The organism is Roseovarius aestuariivivens, assembly GCF_004761875.1.
GTDB classification, from domain to species: Bacteria; Pseudomonadota; Alphaproteobacteria; order Rhodobacterales; family Rhodobacteraceae; genus Roseovarius; species Roseovarius aestuariivivens.
In genome coordinates this window covers 1-19211 of record NZ_SJEY01000018.1, presented here as the reverse complement: position 1 = coordinate 19211, position 19211 = coordinate 1, and the positions used below count along the sequence as shown (strand labels likewise).

The following is a 19211-nucleotide window of genomic DNA, read 5'->3' as shown; positions in this document are numbered from 1 at the left end:
AGACGCGCGGGATAATCTCCCCGGATTGCCGAAGATCGGTGCGTCTCTGTCGGAAAGCTGCCATGCTAAACACCCTAATACGCGCAGAAAAATCGGCTCAAACCGCACGTTGTCAGAGAGACAGGTCTGGGTGGCGGAGGAGGTGGGAGCGATAGCCTTTTTTGTTCTAAGGCAATAAATTAATTTAAATCGCTGAGATATAATGATCTTCTTGATTTCCGCTATCATGCACTTGCACCTGCGTTCACTGAATGTCACGATCAAAGTGTATCTGCCCATGACAAAAGTGTATCTCATTGAGCAAACCCCTGACAACAGACGTAGCGATCCGGAAGTGGAAGCCGTCAAAGCCTGGTGAGGCCAAAAGCACAGGCGGGCGTGATTGCCTCTACGTGCGTGGTTGGCCGAATGGTTCAAAAGCTTTCTATTTTCGCAGCGGCACATGGTTGAAGATAGGTGATTACCCAACTGTCAGCCTCGCTGGTGGGCGCGAACTTGCCGTCGTGGCCAAGCGACTCAAGAAGGAAGGCTTTAGCAATGAGGCACTGAAACGCGGCTTCTCCAACGCACATACAGCAAGCGAGCTAGAAGGCGTCGTTCGGGGACAGGTCTTGAATGGTCTTGAGCACCGAGGCGTAAATTCGGTGCCGACCTACGACCAAATGTGGCAAGAGTGGTTTTGGGACGTTGAGCCAACGCTTCAAGAAGGGCCAAGTCGTCGACGTCCAAGAGCCATCCATGAGCACCACATCAGTCCTGTCATTGGTGCGCGCCCGATAAATGAAATACGTCGCCGAGAGGTCTTTAATCTCCTGAATCCTTTGTTCAAGGATAAGCCCGTCACGGCGGGACATGCACTCGGGCACATCAACAAAGTCTTCGAGCGTGCAATCGTTCAAGAGTTCTGTGAGAACAATCCTACGCCGCCACGTTCAAACTTCCCCAAACGGATCACCAAGAAAAAGCATCACGGCACATTGCCGGCCGAGAGGCTGCCTGAGCTATGGAAATGGGTCCAGGGCACCCAAGCAAGCGATAGTGCAAAACTGGCGATCCTCACAGCTATGGTTACAGCTCACAGGATTGGTGTCGTGGTCAGAGTTGAGTGGGACCACATCGACGAAAACACGGGTGTCTGGACAGTCCCTGAGCGCACAGACAAGTCGACGAAGGGCCGGATGAAATCAGGGCGGGAGTATTCACTGCGCCTGCCTGACGGATTGATCAAGCAGTTATATCACCTTTGTCCAAGTTCGACCGGCAAATATGTGTTTGAAAGTCCTTCAACTACCGGCCACCTGACAGAAAACGCTGTGCTGAAAATCTTAAAGAGGTTCGATCCTGCGTTGACTACCCACGGCTTTCGCAACTCCATCAAGGAGTTCTGCCGGAGGACTGAGCCGTCGATTGCAGATCACATCGCAGACGCTTTTTGTGATCATTCTTTGAAGGGGCTGGACGCCAGTTATCGGCGTTTTGATACTTCGACGGAGCGCGCTGAGTTGGCTGACCGGCTTCACTATTACGTAACTGGTATTTCATAGGCGCTTGTCGTATTTCACTGTTGTCTTGCGCTGCTTTTGACCCTTGATATAGGCGCGTAGCCTCAACAACACTCGATTATCCACCAATTCACCTCTCACCGGCTGCCGGCGTTACTTCAATCTCGGCTCGGCGTTCTGTCTTGTCATCGTCTATTTTCAATTCAACAGTTATCCGGCTAGGCGCCTCCAAATCAATTGGCACACCAATCAGTAAAAATTGCGTTAAGCCGGTATCGTCTTGTGCGCGGTCAGATATATCGATCTGGTGAACCTGCTCTGCGTTGACAGAAATTTTTATAAGGCCTGGCGACGGGCTTTCGGGCAAATCAGTGGCACGGATCCAAATCGACAGCCTGAGCTGAACAGGCAATTTGTTTACTATAATGTTACCGCCGTAAGCCCCTATAATCAGAAGCTTACCGTTATCCTCTCTGCGGATGTCGTCGCAGAAAATCGCTTCAAGCGGGTTAGTCATTCGCTATCACATAAGTGTTAACCGCAGCTGCGGGCTTCGTGCCTTTGCCTTGATGGGCAGCATTTGCAGAGCTTGCAGTTAGGAAGATCTGCCCTTTTTGCTCTTTGGTTACCCTGAAATTATCTCCATACTCACACTTCTTAAGTTGCAGCTCAGCATCATATCCAAGGGCCCAAGCCAACTCCCCAATTGAGCGCTCAGTCAAATTCGATTTTCCCCGCAAGATCTTAGTGATCACAGAACGATCAACGCCAATACGACGCGCGAGCTCAGCTTTAGTAAGGCCACTTGCGTGCGCCTCAGACAGAAATGCTGCTATGAGCTTTCTATTGGTGCGAGCCATAAAATCTGATGCGTGCAGATCTTTTTCGCTAACGCCCAGATCAAATAAGATCTCGGATTTCTCCGGTTTCGTAACTTCCGCCATATAAGCTGATTTCCTCTCGATCGTGCATAGCTTGTGTTTTAAAACCATTATACAGGTCTTTATCTTTGCACTTTCTTGCTGTCTCGACACTGGACAAACAAAACATCGAAGGCTTTGGGATCCATCCAAAGAACCGCAAGTCGTCCGTCCTGAGCTCCCATATTCCCGCTTCATGATCTTGCATATCATGAGGTAGTGGGGGATCGAAATCTCTTCCCGACACAAAGCCCGACATCAAGACCATGGCCTGTTCCCTCGGTTTAATTGCATCTTTCACATACCCATCGCTCTCCAGCTCAGGAAGTTTACTTTTCATCCAGGTCACAGACCGCGGTGTTGCCAGCAAAACGCGCATTGGCTGACAGCCCTTTAGCAGGGGAACCCTGAGACGGATTAACCGACCCGATCTCAAAACCTCTTCTAAGTTATCGTTTACACTTGTTGACATATAATGCAACAGCCGTTTCTCAAGCGTTAATCAAATGATCCAGCATAGAAACTCTATGCGAGGCCCGTGCAGCCATCAATCGCGATCCTCGTCCAGCTCATCGAGCCTGTGGGCGTTCCGTCGGATGTAATCGGGCGTGAGAGGCGGAGCAACGGCACTGATAGCGCGAGCAGCGGCGCGTAGCTCGTCAGATGCGCTGACCTGAACCTCGTCCTTGAACATTTGCAGGTGACGAGCGACCTGTTCGAGCGCCTTGGCGCGATCGGCGATCTTGACCTCGATGCCGTCTTTGGTCTGCTTAACGCCCTCGTAGAGCGGGTGTGAAAGCGACTCGCGGGTATCAGATACCACGACATGCGCTATGCCTTCACCGGCGCATTCTGGGCAGTCTGGGTTAGGATCTGTAGTTGGATCGAACGCGTATCCTCCCGCGTCGGTGGGCAAGCCGGGAATACGCTCGCCAGCATCGCCCTTGCGGCCAATCTCAATGAGCTTGTCCAGATCGTCGGCTCCAAACTGCTTGGTCACTTCTCTATCGAAAGCCTCTCGAAATTCCCGAGCGGTTCTCCACTGGTATTCGTGATCTACGCCCCAGCAGTACCGGCAGCAACGGCGCTCCACGCGGACCAGTTCATTCACTTCAGCTGTTGCTTTTTCCCACAGCCGTTGCAGCACGTCTGCGGCTTCAATTTCGAGCTGCCTCGCGCGTTCCCGGGCCAACTTGTTGATCTGCGCTTTGATGTGAGCATTGGTGAGCAGTCTGTAACCCTGCTCCTTGGCGGCTTTCTCAGCGTATCCTGCGCGGATCGCGGCCTGCGCGGCATTTCGATCTTTGAGGTATTCGCGACAAAAAGCATCGCGCTTCCAGGTCAGCCCTGACGGTGCAAGGTTTCTAGATTTCTTCTCACTGGTTTTCGAGCTCTTCGACGCTGGTGGAGATTTGCTTCTGTTTTTCAAAGGCTATTCTCGCATGCTTGCGAGCCCCCTTATTTCAGCTCGATCTTTTTTTGACACCACTGAGACCAAACGTCCGCCCAGTCAGTGCCGGTCACGTCTGGAATCTGCACAGTGACATCTATGCCTTGCAGAGCCAGTTTGTTTCCCAATGCATAGGCTGATTTCTGGCCACCCAACTTAATATCGTTATCGCCGAAGACAGCGACTTCCGTGCAGCCAGCAGGTGGTCTCCATTTTTCGAGAAGACGGCTGTTAAGCGCCGCCCAAACTGGAATTTCAAAGTACGCTGAGGCCGCAAGGGCGGTCTCGATGCCTTCGGCGATCCCGAGCGGACCACCGGGTACATATTCACAAAGTTGGACGCAGACTCCGTCGGGGAGTGGCCCCGGAGAAAACCTGCGCGGCTGCGCAATCTCCGCTTTTCCAGCACCATCCGGGCGCAGGTAAGTCCGGTGCATTGAGCGGTACTTGGGCCCGCCCGTAGTTGTGGTTTCACCTGGCACGCCAACCATCGCGACCATGGCTGGATGCCGTCCGCCTTCTCCGTCCTCCATGTCTGGCGCGAAGCGGATTGATGGAGGATAGATCAATTCTTCGAGGTGGCGCGTCGCAAGATATTTGTGGACCAAGTCTCCTGGCTGCACCTCCTTAGTCTGCCTGTAAATCTTGCTCAGCAAACCACGTTGCGTATCGTCGCTCATGGCCTTTGGGGGTAAGTCCACGGCAATGTTTCCAACGAACCTGTCGATCTTGGCCGCTGTTTCTTTGAAGCCTAGTCCAGTGACTTTAATGGCTAGATCCATCCCATCGCCGGAGCCGCACTGGTTACAGATATATGTCCCGCGACCGTCCTTATTGTCCCAACGAAACCTGTCCTTTCCTCCGCAAAGAGGGCAGGGACCGTGCCTGTTTTTGAGGACGTCTCCCGGGAGGCCCAGTTCCAACAGGATCCCGCGCCACTTGTTGCGGGCAGCGTCGACAGTTTTGATCTGTCCCATTAGGCCGTTCCCCGCTTCTGCTTCGATTTCGCATAAGCGATGCGGCGGGATTTTTCGTAGTTCAGGAATGCCTGATCTGGCTCAAGGCGCCGCTCGGAGAGGTTTTTAGGCCAGACCCCGAATTTTCCTTTATAGAGGGCTTTCGCCATACCGCCGCCTTTACGGCGCTCATCGTCCATGGCGAGCGCCATTGACCAGAATTTCTGCTTTTCTTCCTTTGTCGGAGTTTTGCGTACCTCACCGATCTCGACCAACTCACCCTCGACTGTGTTGACGCCCGGAACCGGTTTGCGCTCTCGCCCGCAGGACGGGCAGAAACGGCCCGTGAACAGCGTTTCGCAGCTTGTGCAGGGACGTGGGAGCTTCTTTGCTTTTGGGCCGCTTGTGGCCTTCTCACCCGGCTTGCAGGTGTCCAGTGTCTGGTTCTGAATATCGGTAACAAGACCGAGCCGCAGAGAGTTGCCGGCGTGATCAAGAACCAGCAGGTCCTGAGTGCCCTCGCCGTTACGCAGGCCGCGCCCAATTTTCTGGACATGCAGGATTTCGCTCTTGGTTGGTGCGGCGTCAATAATGCAGCTGACAGGCCAGTCGACGCCTGTCGTCAAGGTGCGCACGGAGCAGACCACTTTGACCTCACCTGCACGAAACTGACGCTCAATCAGTGCGCGTTCGACGCTATCAGTGTAGGCATCGACATATGCGCTACTCACACCCGCGCCCTTGAAAGCTTCGCTTAGTGCCTCTGCATGGGCGCAGTTAACGCCAAACAGCAGCGTCGGCCTGTTTTCGCCCCGAGCCAGCCACGTCTCAACCACAGAAGCCATGAGCGCCTTGCCGTGCATAACCGCAGCAGCCTGCCCCTCATGGTAATCTCCATGCTGAGTTTTGACGCTGGCGAGATCAGGCACGTCAGGCGCGAAAACTGTGAAGTTTGACAGGTACTCCTGCTCGATCAGCTCGTTGATCGTCGTGGGAACAACCAGATCGTCCCAAATAAGGCCCATTCCTTTGCCCCAGGGAGTGGCGCTCAAGCCGATGAAGCAGACGTCCGGTCTGTCCTTCATCAACTTCTCGATCGTCTTAAAACGCTGGTGGCATTCGTCGACGATCACGAGGGTCGCATCAGGAATGTCGCGACGCGCCAGGGTTTGAACGCTGGCCACCTGAACCCTTGCCAGGGGATTGGTGCGCGGATGGCTGGCCTGCATCACGCCGATGTCGTAGATGCCCTCGCTCGCAAATGCTTCGAGGGACTGGTCAATCAAGCTGATTGCTGGGGCCGTGACGATGACGTGGTTGCCTTTATCGAGCGCGCCTTGAATGATCTTGGCGGCGACCAGCGTTTTGCCGAAACCTGTCGGCGCTTGCAGAACGACGCGCTTGTGGCCCTTGCCAAGAGATTGGCGGAGCAGGTCTATCGCCTTGGCTTGGTGGGGGCGCAGGGTTTTGGGCTGAGCACCAATATCTGAAATAAGATCACGCATCGTGCTCATATCCTTGCATTGGCTTGGGGATGGGCACCTGGCGCTGCGCGTCGGTCTGAGTGTTGGCCTGGGTATTATATTTACCGGCGGACATTTGTCCGACCTCATGTCCGGGGTAAATGTCCGCCTTGAACTCGGCCTTAAAGTCGCGGATTGCTGCAATCAGGTTTGGGTGCGGATTGGCCCCCATGATGATCATCGCCTTGATCAAAGCCTCGGGCTCCACCTGGTATCTGGTGGAGAATTGCCCCCCCTTCTTTTCATCGAGGGGCGTGACGACCCCCCAGTTCTCCAGCGTTGCCATGTTCCGGCGAGCCTGCCGTTTGGAGCAATTTCCCCATTTCGCCAGCTTATTCATGCCAGGATAGATTGCGGCGTGGCCTTGTAGCCCACGCACGATGCCTTCCTTGATGATCTGGACAGTCATCAGTCTGAAGCTTTTAGCTAAGCGGGGATCGCAGCGGCTCAGTGTGGTGCGAAGACCCGCACCCATCGTGTTGATGGCTTTGCGTTTATATCCAGGAAGGCCCATTACTCGCTGCCTTCCTGTTGTTTGCGGCGATAGGCACCCAGCAGTACCCGCGTCGTGCCGCCGACGCGGACGACCGGCCAATGACCGTCGCGCACGCGGCGCCAAGCGGTGGACATGGAGACATCTTCAAGAGCCGCGATATCGCGCACGCGCACGCGTGCTTCGTTGGGCAGCTCTTGGATTTCGTGGAGGCGTTCAGGGGAGACTTTTTTCGGCATGATGGAGCTTCCATGCTGAGACAGCCGTCAAAAGTGACGGATGTCTTGGGTGGAAGCCACACATCATGCGCGGCTGATGAACACAAAATATCGCGTCAAAAGGTACTCATCAATGCTAAATGTAGTCAATTTGAGTTTCTGGTTTGCGCGTTCAAGCGCCAAATGCTCTGAACCTTCTCTATTATCAATAAAGAATAAGCAGCCTTAGCACGCTCTACGTAAGCTATCTGCGCTTTCGCTCGTCTTGCTGCGACGAAATGGATTTCAAGCTGTTTGTAGCCAGTTTTTCTTCCTTTCCATGACGTGTTAGCGTCCTAGGCGAAGTGTATGGCGAAGATCAATAAACGGGTTGGATGCAGAGCTACAATGAGCACAGATATCAAGTCACTCGGGTCTTTCGTCTGGTCCATCGCGGAACTTCTGCGCGGAGACTTCAAGCAGTCTGAGTATGGCAAGGTCATCCTGCCCTTCGTCGTGCTGCGACGTCTCGACTGCATCCTCGAAGAGACCAAACCCGCTGTTCTACAGGTGGCGAACGACCTTCCAGACGACATGGATGAAGAGGCGCGCGACACGCTGCTTTCCGGCGTCGTCGGTCAAGATATCCGTCTCTACAACCTGTCCCGCTTCACCTTCGCCTCTCTCAAGGGGCAGGACGCGAAAGACATCCACAAGAACCTGATCGACTACATCACCAAGTTCTCGGGCAACGTCCGCGATATCTTCCTCGACAAGTTCCTGTTCACTGACCAGCTCAAGCGCCTGAACGACGCCGGCCTGCTTTATCAGGTCTTCGATAAGTTCACCCAGATCGACTTGCACCCGAACGCCATTTCGAACCTTGAGATGGGATATCTGTTCGAAGACCTGATCCGCCGCTTCTCGGAAATCTCGAACGAAACGGCGGGCGAACACTACACCCCGCGCGAGGTCATCCGCCTGATCGTCTCACTGCTTCTAATCAACGACAAGGACGCGCTGACCGGGTCGGGTGTCATTCGCCAAGTCTACGACCCCGCCGCAGGCACAGGCGGGATGCTCTCCATCGCCGAGATGGAGATGAAGGGGCTGAACGACCGCATTCGCGTTGAACTCTTCGGGCAGGAACTGAACCCCGAGTCCTTCGCGATCTGCAAATCCGACATGCTGGTGACCGGGCATAACCCCGAGAACATCGCGTTCGGCAACACGCTGACCCAAGACGCCCACGCGACCAAACGCTTTCACTATATGCTGTCGAACCCGCCCTACGGCGTGGACTGGAAGAAATACGCCGACCCAATCAAGGATGAGGCAGACACGCAGGGCAAGAACGGGCGCTTCGGCGCTGGTTTGCCTCGCATCTCGGACGGGCAGTTGCTGTTCCTGCAGCATATGATCTCGAAGATGCGCAACGATGAACAAGGGTCGCGCATCGGCATCGTTATGAACGGGTCACCTCTCTTCACGGGCGGTGCCGGGTCGGGCGAAAGCGAGATCCGCCGTTGGATGCTGGAAAACGACTGGGTCGAGGCGATCATCGCGCTGCCGACCGACCTCTTCTACAACACTGGCATTCAGACCTATGTCTGGTTGCTCACCAATCGCAAGGACACCGCCCGGCGTAGCAAGGTGCAACTGATCGACGCCAGCGGCGAGAGGTTCTGGAAATCGATGCGCAAGTCGCTCGGGTCCAAACGCCGTGAAATCCCGCCCGACTCCTGTGACGAAATCGCCCGTATCTATGCCGAGATGCTGAATGGCGATGGCGACTGGGGCGACGTGTCGAAAATCTTCGCCACGACCGATTTCGGGTATCGCGAAATTCGCGTCGAACGCCCGCTGAAACTCGCGTTCGCCGTGACGGCCGAGGCGCTAGAGACGCTGCGCGAGGCGAAACCGTTCCAGAAACTCGAAGAAGACGACCAGATCCGCGTTTCGGAGGCGTTGCAGGATCACTTGCCCGCTGACGAGCGATGGATCGACCGCGCCGACTTCGACACCGCGCTCTCCGCCGCTCTCCGTCGCGCCGGCGTCAAGATCGGTGCGCCGGTCAAGAAGGCGATCCTGTCCGCGCTGTCCGAACGGGACGAAGACGTCGAGGTCTGCACCGACAGACACGGCAATCCCGAACCCGACACCGATCTGCGCGATCACGAACTGGTGCCGCTGAACGACGACTGGCGCGCCTATGTGCAGCGCGAGGTTCTGCCCTTTGTCCCCGATGCCTGGGTGGATGAGAGTTACACCGACGCGCAGGATGGCGGCGTTGGACGTGTCGGGTATGAAATAAACTTCAACCGCTACTTCTACAAATACGTGCCCCCGAGACCACTCGAAGAGATCGACGCCGAGTTGAAGGCGCTGGAAGCAGAGATTGCCGGTCTGCTGCAGGAGGTGGTCGAGTGACGCGACCTTGGTTGGACGCGAACGGCAACACATTCCCGTATCGCAAACTCATCCATGTTGCCTCGCTGAAGGCACGCATTGGTTGGCAAAGTTTACGAACTGATGAGTTCGTGGACGAAGGTCCGTATTGCGTGACGGGCACTGACTTTCAAAACGGCAGGGTCAACTGGTCGACCGCATACCATGTAAGCACTGAACGCTATGAGATGGATCGAAACATCCAACTCAATGAGGGTGATCTTCTCGTCACGAAGGACGGAACAATCGGAAAGGTTGCAGTTGTCCACGGACTGGATGCACCCGCGACTCTGAACAGTGGTGTATTCGTTGTGCGACCGAAAACCAGCGAACTTTCTACGGACTTCCTAGGTTGGGTCATTCGCTCGAAAGTCTTTGACGACTTCGTGGCATTCAACTTCTCTGGATCGACGATAAATCATCTCTACCAAAACGTATTCGAAACGTTCCGCTTCCCGTTCCCCGACCTCGCGACCCAACGCCAGATCGCCGACTTTCTGGACCGTGAGACGGCAAGAATAGACCTGCTGATCGAGAAAAAGCAGCGGTTAGTGGCTTTGCTGGGGGAGAAGTTCGAAACCGAAACAACAAGATTGATGACGTGTGGCGTAAGAGGGGACCTCACCGAGTTTGCGAAATCGATTTATCACTGGGCACCTGACGTTCCATCGCACTGGACCCAAACGCCATTGCGTCAGTTGCTTCGCCTCGCCTCGGGTTCAGTGGGTGAGAAAAGTGGAGACTATGTTCTACTTTCGCTCACCAAGCAGGGTGTAATCCCGCGCGATGTTGAGAGCGGTAAAGGGAAGTTTCCCTCGGACTTCTCGGCATATCAGGTGGTAAAACCCGACCAACTCGTTCTGTGCTTATTTGATATTGACGAAACACCGAGAACCGTCGGTCTTTCGAATGAATATGGGATGGTTACTGGTGCATATACCGTTGCGGATATCAATGCGGACCGCGTTGACCGAGATTTCATCTACTTCCACTTGCTCTATATCGACAACGGCAAGAGATTGCGCCCCTTCTATACTGGTTTGAGAAAAGTTGTCAGACCTCAAACACTCCTAAACATCCGCATCCCTCTTCCACCAATGGAAGAACAGAAGCAGATCGTTCAAGAGTTGCAACATTGGGAACGCCGCGCCAAGAGCATCTCTGAGAAAACTAACGCATCCATCGACCGCCTCAAAGAATATCGCTCCGCCCTGATCACCGCTGCTGTCACGGGTCAGATCGACGTCTCGACCTACGCCAAATCCGGCACCCCCGACCGCCGCCTCGACGCCATTCAAGAGGAGATGGGCGCGTGAGCAAGGCAAAACCGCTCAAGAAACACTTGGCGGCGCTAGAAGCGAAATTGGCGCAATGCGAAGACGCGACTGAAAGTGAAAACCTAAAAAAAAGGGTGGCGTGCTTGCGTAGAGATCTTGAGCAGGCGGGATACTTGTCGCCAACGATCAAGCAACCGAAGTCCAGAAGACGCAAACGACGTAACAAAAAAGCATCTGCGGGAAGTGCCGACCCGCTTGTTCGCGCCAAAAGCAAAGCGGGATTCTTTGGAACGAAAATTCGGTTCGTTCGCGGCGGATCAATGAGTAAGAAGTAATTCCATGACCGAAACACACACCGTGGCCGATATCCACCAAGAAAAGGTCTTCGAGGAGCATATCGTCGCCTGCCTGACCCGAGATCAGGGTTACGTCGAACGCGACTGCGCGTCCCACTATGACGTTGCCCATGCCCTCGACACCGAGTTGCTGTTTCGCTTTCTGAAGGACACGCAACCCGACGCATGGCAGACGCTGGAAGATCACTACAGCGCGCAGGCAGAGGCAGAGGTTCTGAAACGTCTGGATCAGGCGTTGAAGCAGAACCCGACCCATATCGTGCTGCGCGAGGGCATCAAACTGGTGCCAAACATCAGGTTCGCGCTGTGCTTCTTCAAACCTGCCTCGAACCTGAACCCCGACCTGACCCGCCTTTACGAGGCGAACATCTTGTCCGTGATGCGGCAGGTGACCTATTCGGCGAAGAACAAGAACGCCATCGATCTGGTGACCTTCGTCAACGGCATCCCCGTCGCCACGCTCGAAGTGAAGAACCTGCTGACCGGGCAGAACGTCAAACACGCCGAGAAGCAGTATCAGCAAGATCGTTCCCCCGCTGGCGAACCGCTGCTGACCTTCAAACGCGGTGCCATCGTTCATTTCGCGGTCGATCAGGACAACGTGTCGATGACCACGCGCCTGATGAACGGCAAGACGCGGTTCCTGCCCTTCAATCGGGGGCGTGATGGCGGTGCCGGAAACCCCGATGTGCCGGGCGAGAACCGGGTCGCCTATCTCTACAAAGACCTGCCCGGCGAAAAGGCGGTTTTCTCGCGCGAGGTGCTGCTCGACCTGATCGGGCGGTTCATCCATCTCGAACGGTCGGGCGGCAAAGAGGTTCTGATCTTTCCGCGGTTCCAACAGTTGGACGCCGTGCGCAAACTGCTGTCGGACGCGCGATCCACTGGCGCAGGACAGAACTACCTGATCCAGCACAGTGCCGGGTCGGGCAAGTCTAACACTATCGCCTGGACCGCGCACCAGATCATCAACCTGCACGACGAAGACGACAAACCGCTCTTCGACACCGCGATCATCGTGACCGATCGCTTGGTGCTGGACCGTCAGTTGCAGCAGACCATCAGCGGGTTCGCCCAGACCGAGGGCGTGGTGCGCAAGATCGACGGCACATCCCGCGATCTGAAAGACGCGATCCTGAACGGCGCGCGGATCATCATAACCACGATCCAGAAGTTCGGCACCGAACATCTGAAGGCGATCTCGGGTCAGGGCGGCAAGAACTTCGCCGTGATCATCGACGAGGCGCATTCGTCCCAGTCCGGCAAGGCAGCGCAGGGAATGACCGACGCGCTGACCCGCGACGAGACAAGTTCCGAGGACATTGAAGACATGGTTCTCGCGTTCCAGAAAGCGCGGGGACCGCAAAAGAATATCTCGTTCCTTGCCTTCACCGCGACGCCGCGCAACGTGACGCTGGAACGCTTCGGGCGCATCGGATCAGACGGCAAACCGCATCCGTTCCATCTCTATTCGATGCGTCAGGCAATCGAGGAAGGGTTCATTCTGGACGTGCTCCAGAACTACATGACCTACAAGGCATACTACCAACTCGAAAAGACCATCGAGGACGATCCTGCCTTCAAGGGACGCAAGGCACAGGCGCGTGTCGCCCGCTATGCCTCGCTGCATCCGACCGCCATCGATCAGAAGGTCGAGGTGATCGTCGAACACTTCCGTCGGCACGTTGCCAAGGAACTCGACGGCAAGGCGAAGGCGATGATCGTGACCCAGAGTCGCGAACATGCCCTGCGTTACTGGCAGCGCCTGAACGAATACATCGCGCAGAAAGGATACACTGATCTGAAGGCGCTGGTCGCGTTCTCGGGCGATCTGAACATCGATGGCAACGTCTGGACTGAAGCGACCGCGAACGGGTTCGCCGAGACGGAACTGCCGAAGAAGTTCGACACTGACGAGTTCCAGATCCTCGTCGTCGCCGAGAAATACCAGACCGGGTTCGACCAACCGAAACTGGTCGCGATGTATGTGGACAAGAAACTCGCCGGGTTGCAGGCGGTGCAGACGCTTGCCCGGTTGAACCGGACATATCCCGGCAAAACCCGAACCTTCGTGCTCGACTTCCAGAACGAGATGGAAGACGTGAAAGAAGCGTTCGCGCCCTTCTTCGAGGCGACTGCGCTCGAAGAACGCACTGACCTGAACCAAATCTACGACCTAGAACAACGCATTTCGTCCTCGACCTACATCCACAAAGACGAGGTCGAACGGTTCGCCGACCAGTTCTTCAAGGGCGATCTGACAACGCAGGACCGTCTCAAGTTGGAGGGCACTGTCCGTCTCGCGGTAGACCGTTTCGAACTAGATGAAGACGAAGCACAACAAGAAGAGTTCCGCCAACTCCTGAAGAGTTTCCAGCGGTTCTACGCCTTCGTGGCACAGGTTGTGTCGCTCAACGATGCTTGGTTGGAAAAACTCTACGCCTACACATCCTGGTTGTCGCGCCTGCTGCCGTCACGCGATGTGCCTGCCGACACTACGATCACCGACGACATGCTGAACCTGTCTGCCTTCAAGTTGCAGAAGGGCGAGGAAGGCAGTGCTTCTCTGACAGCTGGTGAGACACGAACACTCGACCCGATTACCGAGTTCGGCGCGAACCCTTACACCGAGGAAGAAGAAAGATCGCTGTCCGAGATCATCGACTCGTTCAACGAGCGGCATGGCACCCAGTTCTCGCGCGAAGACTTCATGCGATTCGAAAAAGTGACCCGCGAAATCATGGACGAAGACATGACTGATATGGTCAAAAATAACCCAGCAGACGTGGTCTACAACGCTTTCTCACAGGCGTTCTTTCAGGGCATGGTGAAGATGTTTCAGCAGGACAACGAAATGCGAAATATCGTTATGACCGACAAGGATATCCGAGAACAGGCGATACGGCACTTTTTCAAGCGGGCGCAGCGGCAGGCAAGGGAGAGGTAAATGTCGATCCGGCTGTCGGAGTTATTGAGGCAGGTCGATCCAAAAACTGAGGAGAAGATAAAGAGTGCGTACCGCCGCGCTAATACCTCAATCCGTTATTTGCTCCGGGATAGGACACGCCTGTCACTTTCGGTCGAAATCATGGGTGAGCGACGCATATCGCAAGTACCGATCCGCATCCTTCCCGGTATGCCTACTAATTTAGAAGATATTGAGTTCGATGATGATATCGACACGCTTCTGAGATTAGCGAAGATACGAAAACTCATTGAATACGGCGCGGCTGACTGGGATCGCTACCATGTGATCAACAGGGACCTATCTCACGCGCATAGTCTTGGCTTAGAATCCCTACCGGATAACAAAATCTTTGGTCATGCCCAACGTTTCAGGGAACTACTCGAACTTCTTGAAACTCGAGATCCCGTCAAGAAAATCCTCAATGTAGCTGATGATGTTCTGGGAACTTATTCATATAGAACCAAGTATTTGGATGAAGAAAGCGGCGAGGTGACGCTGTATTGGGGCGTAATTGGATTAGTTTCCGACTTGCTTGGCGTGCATGTCGAGGATCTCGCCATAGTTGTTCTGACGCATGAGCTGGCGCATGCTTATACCCATCAGGGGGCGGAGATAGACGGCATGCAGTGGTCGTCAGATCGATTTGGTTCATCGGACGTGAACGTGGTCGAGGGTCTTGCCCAGTACTTTACTCACTTGTGCCTTTCATCGAAGAAAGACTCCTTGCCCGGAGCGCGTGAGGCGTTTGAAAAGCTACGACAAAAGCAGCCCGAGTGTTATTCTGCTCACTTGCCCTGGATCGAAAATTTCTCCGCGGAACATGTAAGGCGTGCGATGCTTGAGGCGAGACGTTTCGAGTATGGTGTATCACATGAGATATTTGGCGGACTTCTGGACGATGCAAACGCCGCTCTTTCCCAAGCTTGAACCATGTGAGTATCTTCAGCGTCCAGAATCTCCAAAAGCCCAAAAAAATACAGTATGAGCGCCCTCGACGGAGCAGTCGAAGTTGCTTCTCAGAGGCGAAAAGCGGGCCAAACCGCATCCACCAAAACCGGACAGACTCGTGGCTGACGTCGATCCCGCGCTAGTGCAGGAGTTCCTCGACATTGCGTAAGGACAGCGGAAATCTGATGTACATCATAACCGCCAGGCGGATGACCTCGCGGCTGGTTTGGAAGTAACGAAACGGGTTGGGCTTGCTTATTCAGGAAGGGTGCGGTCGACTACAACGGTCGCAAGCTCATCACTTTGACACTACCCGCGCGGGCAAGCCAGCCGAATTCCTCGCTGAAAACCCTACGACAAGATTTTCCTCTGACAGCGCCTGCCGGCAGGGTAGGGCGGGCACGAGCCCGCCTCAAGCTAAGGTTCTTTTGACCGCGCCCTCACGCCGCGTGGTCGTTTGGGCATTCCGCCTGGCAGTTGGCTGGCTCGGATGCTTGAGCGCAAGCCGAAGATGCTGGTGGCGATTGCGCTGGCGAACAAGATGGCGCGGCAGATATGGGCCTTGCTGACGAAACAGGAAGATTATCGGGAACCGGTTCAAGTGGTGGCGTGAGCAAGCGCGCCCGGCATTTGAAACTGGAAAGCGAGGTGTAAGAAGTCGACGACCTGAATGGGCACTTGATCGAACAGATCTGGGTCGGGAAAACCAGCACGTCCCCTAGAGACGATGATCTCGCAGGGTAGATTTGGACCCGCTCCGCTGATCTCCATACCGGCCAGCGGACATCGAAAAAGCCGCACTCAAAGGCCTGATAGAAGACCGCACTCGATCACAACCAATCAACGTCGGAAACATCTTGCACAACGGGCGGCAACCATAGAAGGGGCCGTGGCCGTCGGTCTCAACCCGAGTTGCTCTGACAATGCCACGACCTGTGCTTCGTGGCCTCCTTGCAGTGGGACGAGCAGCTGGTACGAGTGTTCGATTAGCTTACGGCAAGATTGCCTGTGCGACGCGCCTTCATTATGAGTGCAAATGAGTTCCAATTTGTTTGAGGAGGGCCGTCATCACCATGGCGAACAAAAATGGTGGCCGCAAAGAACGCACCGAGCGGCCGGCCGGGAACAGCACGAATACTGAGGTGGCCAAGCAGCCAAGTATTAGGAATCCAGAAAGTTTGTATAATTTTTCGTGGTGGTCAAAATCCACCGACGCCGAAATTTCATCTGCCGTTTCATCTATTGATGTCCATGCTCGCGGGGAGCGCGATAGAACGCCTTTGATGATGGCAGCACGGAACGGATCTCCCAGCCACATTCGAGCCTTATTAAACGCCGGTGCCGATGCCAACGCGCAAGATGAAATCGGTTGGACGGCGCTAATGTGGGCTGCGCGATCAGAAAGCCCGGAGAACATCGAGGTTCTGCTCGATGCAGACGCTGACATCCATTTGCGTGACAAGCACAATCGAACAGCGTTCAGCTACGCTCAAGAGTGCGAGGTCCTCCGGGGCACAGTGCCGTATTGGCGATTGGCGAATGACCCGAATGCGCAGCGAAAACCACTCGCCGACATAGCAACAGAGATACTCCGCTATTCCGCCAATGAAGGGCGTGACTTGATCATGGGAGGTGAGCCGAGCTACGTGAACCTCTCCTTGGTCTTTGACAAGGATAGGCGTCCCATAGTCACAAAAGAGACATGGATTGCTGCGCTGAAGGCAGGCGAGCAGAAGCGTATTATCGGTGCAAGGATAGATGAGCCAGGCCTTACAGCCATAAGAGAACATGACTTGCCAAACCTACTCTCTCTTGACGAGGTCGAAGATAGTCAAGCCACAAAAGAATTAGAAAATCATATCAGACGATTCATGAAGGATCGCCTAAAGGAAGGTCCTCCATATTTTCGAGCCATTGGCGGCCACCCACATTGGGGTTACCAAGAAAAGTACTCGTTCAGAATTTATTCCGATGATGTCACAAACGGCGATGAGGTTGAGTCGAAAATTGAAAAATTTTGGCGGTACAGCGCTAGCGCTCAACTCTCTAATCGAGTTCTTTCCATAAGCTTTCGTAACAATATTGGATTCTATATTTCGAAGCCGGACGAGAAGCTAATATTGTCATGGGCGGGTCAAAGCGCAAATGATGGCGAAGAGCAGATTATTTCGCGCGACAACATGAGAATGAAGGATTCGGCCAAGCACTTCACGCGGCTTGTCTACGCAAGACTCGCAGAGAAGGCCGCCATTTCGATCTACTCATCACTGTCAGGCAGTACGGTCGAAGACTGCTCTATACTTCAAACTGAGGGAAAGGATAACCGATGGCGAGATTTTGACATCTGGGCGAGCAAGCCTTTAGATGTCAAGAACACAACCGTCTATCGGCAGAATGCTCGTCAGAACTTTGTTCCCAAATTTAAAAGGTCAGGAAATCAGGACGTTGTAATCTCAGCTTTTGCGACTGCGCGCGGCACTTTTGGCGGTGTTGAGCAAACCTATCTAGGAGAAGTTTCACAACACGATTTGGCGCTGTCGAGATCAGCGGTTCAACGCGCCTTTCCGGGGCTGGAGACAATACAAGTTCGTTTTGATGATCAGCATCTCCCAGCCTGGTCGTTCGAGTATCCCTTCGGGGAGGTAAACTATGACGAGCTTCTCGACGCATATTTACTGCTTGGAGAACGGCCAGAATCGATCCTTGCTGCGGCTCTTGCCGCTGGCAAGGTTCACGAGATCGGTGCATACACGCGACTAAGTGGTTCGCAGAGACGGATTATTGATTTATTTTCACAGGTAATTCTGGACTCGACATACTCAAAGAGAACAATCGTACTTTTCGCAGTGTCGGGATTTATCTCCGAGGTCTTGTCAGGCGGGACGCCCCTAAGGTTTATGAGATTTTTTCGGAGGCTTTTCCAAATGGAGGAGCTCGGCAGGCGCTACGAAGACCGTGTGGGCGCAAAGATGTGCACCCCTTTTCCTGAAAGCAAAGCTGGCGGACTTCCCGATCCTCTCCGTTCAGTGCACAACATGTTCGACTTGCTCGAACGGGCCGCGGAGGAAATATCGGCATCCGGTCTCGATTTCGAAGCGTTCCACGCGCAAAATCCACATGTTTTACTCGGACGCCTCAAAGGCGGAAGACAGATCACAGTCTATGCCTATTGTGGCGGACGATCTGAATCCGGCATTCCGTGCGACACATTTCCGCTTGTGGTAGGAAATAATGATACTTGCCGTAGATGTGGAAAACTCGTGTGCCATGAATGCGGATTCTGTAGCAGCGGCTGTACGTCGGCGACTTAGTGAAAGCTTGCCTGAAACGCCGTCGCCGTCAGCGAAATGTGGGCGTCCAGCGGCGGGTGCAACTCAAACGCCTTCGGCTCGCGTGCGAAATTCCATAGTCGGAACAGGGACCATTCCGCACGCCGCTCCTCGGCCACGGCCAGTTCATTCCGGCTGATGTGGAAAGGCGTGCGCTCCCATCCGTTCGTCGTCTTCACCTCGATCAGGCGCGGGCGTCCGTTCGGCGCGAAGCTGGCGATATCGTAGCCAGCACCATCGCCATCCTCTTCCGACACCCACCGGACCTTACGAGCAAGGTCGTCGCGGCCCGCTGATTTAAGGGCTGCACGCTCGTGCGCCAGGACGCGCTCCTCACCGGCACGGCCGAGGGTGCGGTTTCGCTCGTCTCTCGCCGCAACATCGAACTTTCGCGCGATGTGCAGAATCTGCTCCAGCTCCTGTGGCGGTGGCTGGTTCGACAGCGTCGGCGGTGGCCCGATCCAGATCGGCGAGGCGTCGGCCAGGCCGGTCGGCGGTCGCGCAGCAGGACGGCGACCGAGCCAGGCTGGGTTCAGCGCCAGCCAGCGCGCCACGGCATCGACCAAGGTCATCTGGAAATTGAACGCCGGCTTGTAGCCGGGGATCCAGTCTTCCCCGAGCCCCTTGAGCACTGCGCTAATGTTCTGATGCTTGAACTCGACCGATCCCTCAGATCTATCGTTCAGCAATGGCAGAAGCGCACGTCGATGCTCGGCCTTGTTATAGCGGTGCCCAGCGATGTCATTGGAGTGCCCCCACTGAAGTGGTCCACCAACTGGGATAGAATTATCCCGCGAATTGGAGGACCAGAGAATGGCTGGGAAACGAGAGAAGTCAGAAGACA

At 54.9% G+C, this 19211-nt stretch carries 17 protein-coding genes and 2 pseudogenes; 8 read left to right on the top strand and 11 right to left on the bottom strand.

All coding sequences use genetic code 11. The features are described 5' to 3' along the window. The coding region (locus EZV60_RS19265; protein WP_210115128.1) for a hypothetical protein at positions 1–228 on the bottom strand (228 nt) is incomplete at its 3' end. A 68-nt stretch (positions 229–296) separates the two neighbouring features. Here EZV60_RS19265 and EZV60_RS18595 point away from each other — a divergent pair. Next, positions 297–1544, top strand: a complete 1248-nt coding sequence (locus tag EZV60_RS18595) for a tyrosine-type recombinase/integrase (protein WP_135507513.1) — start codon at positions 297–299, stop codon at positions 1542–1544. Positions 1545–1632: 88 nt separating this feature from the next. Here EZV60_RS18595 and EZV60_RS18590 read toward each other — a convergent pair whose 3' ends face one another. The 8 genes from EZV60_RS18590 to EZV60_RS18555 all read right to left on the bottom strand — a co-directional run bounded on the left by EZV60_RS18590 (position 1633) and on the right by EZV60_RS18555 (position 7083). Next, positions 1633–2019 carry a DUF6941 family protein gene (locus EZV60_RS18590; RefSeq protein WP_135507511.1) on the bottom strand — a complete coding sequence of 129 codons (387 nt, stop codon included), beginning with the start codon at positions 2017–2019 and terminating at the stop codon, positions 1633–1635. Beyond that, positions 2012–2446 carry a helix-turn-helix domain-containing protein gene (locus EZV60_RS18585; RefSeq protein ID WP_210115127.1) on the bottom strand — a complete coding sequence of 145 codons (435 nt, stop codon included), beginning with the start codon at positions 2444–2446 and terminating at the stop codon, positions 2012–2014. The genes EZV60_RS18590 and EZV60_RS18585 overlap by 8 nt, the downstream gene beginning before the upstream one ends. Beyond that, on the bottom strand, positions 2403–2801 hold the full coding sequence (locus tag EZV60_RS18580) for a hypothetical protein (RefSeq protein ID WP_135507509.1): 399 nt from the start codon (positions 2799–2801) through the stop codon (positions 2403–2405). Before EZV60_RS18580 ends, EZV60_RS18585 begins: the two co-directional genes overlap by 44 nt. 168 nt (positions 2802–2969) lie before the next feature. After that, positions 2970–3851, bottom strand: a complete 882-nt coding sequence (locus EZV60_RS18575; RefSeq protein WP_135507507.1) for a terminase small subunit — start codon at positions 3849–3851, stop codon at positions 2970–2972. 29 nt (positions 3852–3880) lie between these two features. Beyond that, the gene (locus tag EZV60_RS18570; RefSeq protein ID WP_135507506.1) at positions 3881–4849 is read right to left on the bottom strand and encodes a primase-helicase zinc-binding domain-containing protein; all 969 of its coding nucleotides are present in this window, start codon (positions 4847–4849) and stop codon (positions 3881–3883) included. Further along, the gene (locus EZV60_RS18565) at positions 4849–6333 is read right to left on the bottom strand and encodes a DEAD/DEAH box helicase (protein ID WP_167853582.1); all 1485 of its coding nucleotides are present in this window, start codon (positions 6331–6333) and stop codon (positions 4849–4851) included. The genes EZV60_RS18570 and EZV60_RS18565 overlap by 1 nt, the downstream gene beginning before the upstream one ends. Next, a complete protein-coding gene (locus EZV60_RS18560; protein ID WP_135507502.1) occupies positions 6326–6865 on the bottom strand; it encodes a hypothetical protein in 540 nt (179 codons plus the stop codon). The genes EZV60_RS18565 and EZV60_RS18560 overlap by 8 nt, the downstream gene beginning before the upstream one ends. Then, positions 6865–7083: a hypothetical protein gene (locus tag EZV60_RS18555; protein WP_135507500.1), complete on the bottom strand. Its 219-nt coding sequence runs from the start codon at positions 7081–7083 to the stop codon at positions 6865–6867. The genes EZV60_RS18560 and EZV60_RS18555 overlap by 1 nt, the downstream gene beginning before the upstream one ends. Before the next feature lie 366 nt (positions 7084–7449). Between EZV60_RS18555 and EZV60_RS18550 the strand changes: the two genes are divergently transcribed. Genes EZV60_RS18550 through EZV60_RS18530 form a run of 5 tightly spaced genes read left to right on the top strand, consistent with a single transcriptional unit; the run spans position 7450 to position 15017 of the window. Then, positions 7450–9471: a type I restriction-modification system subunit M gene (locus EZV60_RS18550; protein WP_135507498.1), complete on the top strand. Its 2022-nt coding sequence runs from the start codon at positions 7450–7452 to the stop codon at positions 9469–9471. After that, complete coding sequence (locus EZV60_RS18545) at positions 9468–10805, top strand: restriction endonuclease subunit S (RefSeq protein WP_135507496.1); 1338 nt, start codon at positions 9468–9470, stop codon at positions 10803–10805. Before EZV60_RS18550 ends, EZV60_RS18545 begins: the two co-directional genes overlap by 4 nt. Beyond that, positions 10802–11101 carry a hypothetical protein gene (locus tag EZV60_RS18540; protein WP_135507494.1) on the top strand — a complete coding sequence of 100 codons (300 nt, stop codon included), beginning with the start codon at positions 10802–10804 and terminating at the stop codon, positions 11099–11101. The genes EZV60_RS18545 and EZV60_RS18540 overlap by 4 nt, the downstream gene beginning before the upstream one ends. A 4-nt stretch (positions 11102–11105) precedes the next feature. Further along, positions 11106–14069 (top strand): type I restriction endonuclease subunit R, encoded by a 2964-nt coding sequence (locus tag EZV60_RS18535; protein WP_135507492.1) that lies wholly within the window; start codon positions 11106–11108, stop codon positions 14067–14069. Beyond that, complete coding sequence (locus tag EZV60_RS18530) at positions 14070–15017, top strand: hypothetical protein (protein WP_135507489.1); 948 nt, start codon at positions 14070–14072, stop codon at positions 15015–15017. It abuts the gene before it with no gap. Between the two features lie 52 nt (positions 15018–15069). Here the strand turns inward: EZV60_RS18530 and EZV60_RS19395 are convergent. Next, positions 15070–15297 (bottom strand): annotated as a pseudogene (locus EZV60_RS19395) (IS6 family transposase); the annotation flags it as partial. Positions 15298–15492: 195 nt separating this feature from the next. Between EZV60_RS19395 and EZV60_RS18520 the strand changes: the two are divergent. Then, positions 15493–15651 (top strand): annotated as a pseudogene (locus EZV60_RS18520) (IS110 family RNA-guided transposase); the annotation flags it as partial. A gap of 460 nt (positions 15652–16111) precedes the next feature. Beyond that, entirely contained in the window at positions 16112–18349 is a 2238-nt protein-coding gene (locus EZV60_RS18515; RefSeq protein WP_135507487.1) for an ankyrin repeat domain-containing protein, read from the top strand. Here EZV60_RS18515 and EZV60_RS18510 read toward each other — a convergent pair. Then, positions 18346–19149: a protein NO VEIN domain-containing protein gene (locus EZV60_RS18510; RefSeq protein WP_245306362.1), complete on the bottom strand. Its 804-nt coding sequence runs from the start codon at positions 19147–19149 to the stop codon at positions 18346–18348. The two genes, EZV60_RS18515 and EZV60_RS18510, sit on opposite strands and share 4 nt — an antisense overlap. Positions 19150–19211 lie beyond the last annotated feature (62 nt).

What these genes read in the sequence shown, in the direction of transcription:
- EZV60_RS18550 (WP_135507498.1), top strand. Translation starts at nt 7,450, where the DNA reads ATGAGCACAGATATCAAGTCACTCGGGTCTTTCGTCTGGTCCATCGCG.
- EZV60_RS18515 (WP_135507487.1), top strand. Translation starts at nt 16,112, where the DNA reads ATGGCGAACAAAAATGGTGGCCGCAAAGAACGCACCGAGCGGCCGGCC.
- EZV60_RS18530 (WP_135507489.1), top strand. Translation starts at nt 14,070, where the DNA reads ATGTCGATCCGGCTGTCGGAGTTATTGAGGCAGGTCGATCCAAAAACT.
- EZV60_RS18580 (WP_135507509.1), bottom strand. Translation starts at nt 2,801, where the DNA reads ATGCGCGTTTTGCTGGCAACACCGCGGTCTGTGACCTGGATGAAAAGT.
- EZV60_RS18555 (WP_135507500.1), bottom strand. Translation starts at nt 7,083, where the DNA reads ATGCCGAAAAAAGTCTCCCCTGAACGCCTCCACGAAATCCAAGAGCTG.
- EZV60_RS18585 (WP_210115127.1), bottom strand. Translation starts at nt 2,446, where the DNA reads ATGGCGGAAGTTACGAAACCGGAGAAATCCGAGATCTTATTTGATCTG.
- EZV60_RS18560 (WP_135507502.1), bottom strand. Translation starts at nt 6,865, where the DNA reads ATGGGCCTTCCTGGATATAAACGCAAAGCCATCAACACGATGGGTGCG.
- EZV60_RS18590 (WP_135507511.1), bottom strand. Translation starts at nt 2,019, where the DNA reads ATGACTAACCCGCTTGAAGCGATTTTCTGCGACGACATCCGCAGAGAG.
- EZV60_RS18570 (WP_135507506.1), bottom strand. Translation starts at nt 4,849, where the DNA reads ATGGGACAGATCAAAACTGTCGACGCTGCCCGCAACAAGTGGCGCGGG.
- EZV60_RS18535 (WP_135507492.1), top strand. Translation starts at nt 11,106, where the DNA reads ATGACCGAAACACACACCGTGGCCGATATCCACCAAGAAAAGGTCTTC.
- EZV60_RS18565 (WP_167853582.1), bottom strand. Translation starts at nt 6,333, where the DNA reads ATGCGTGATCTTATTTCAGATATTGGTGCTCAGCCCAAAACCCTGCGC.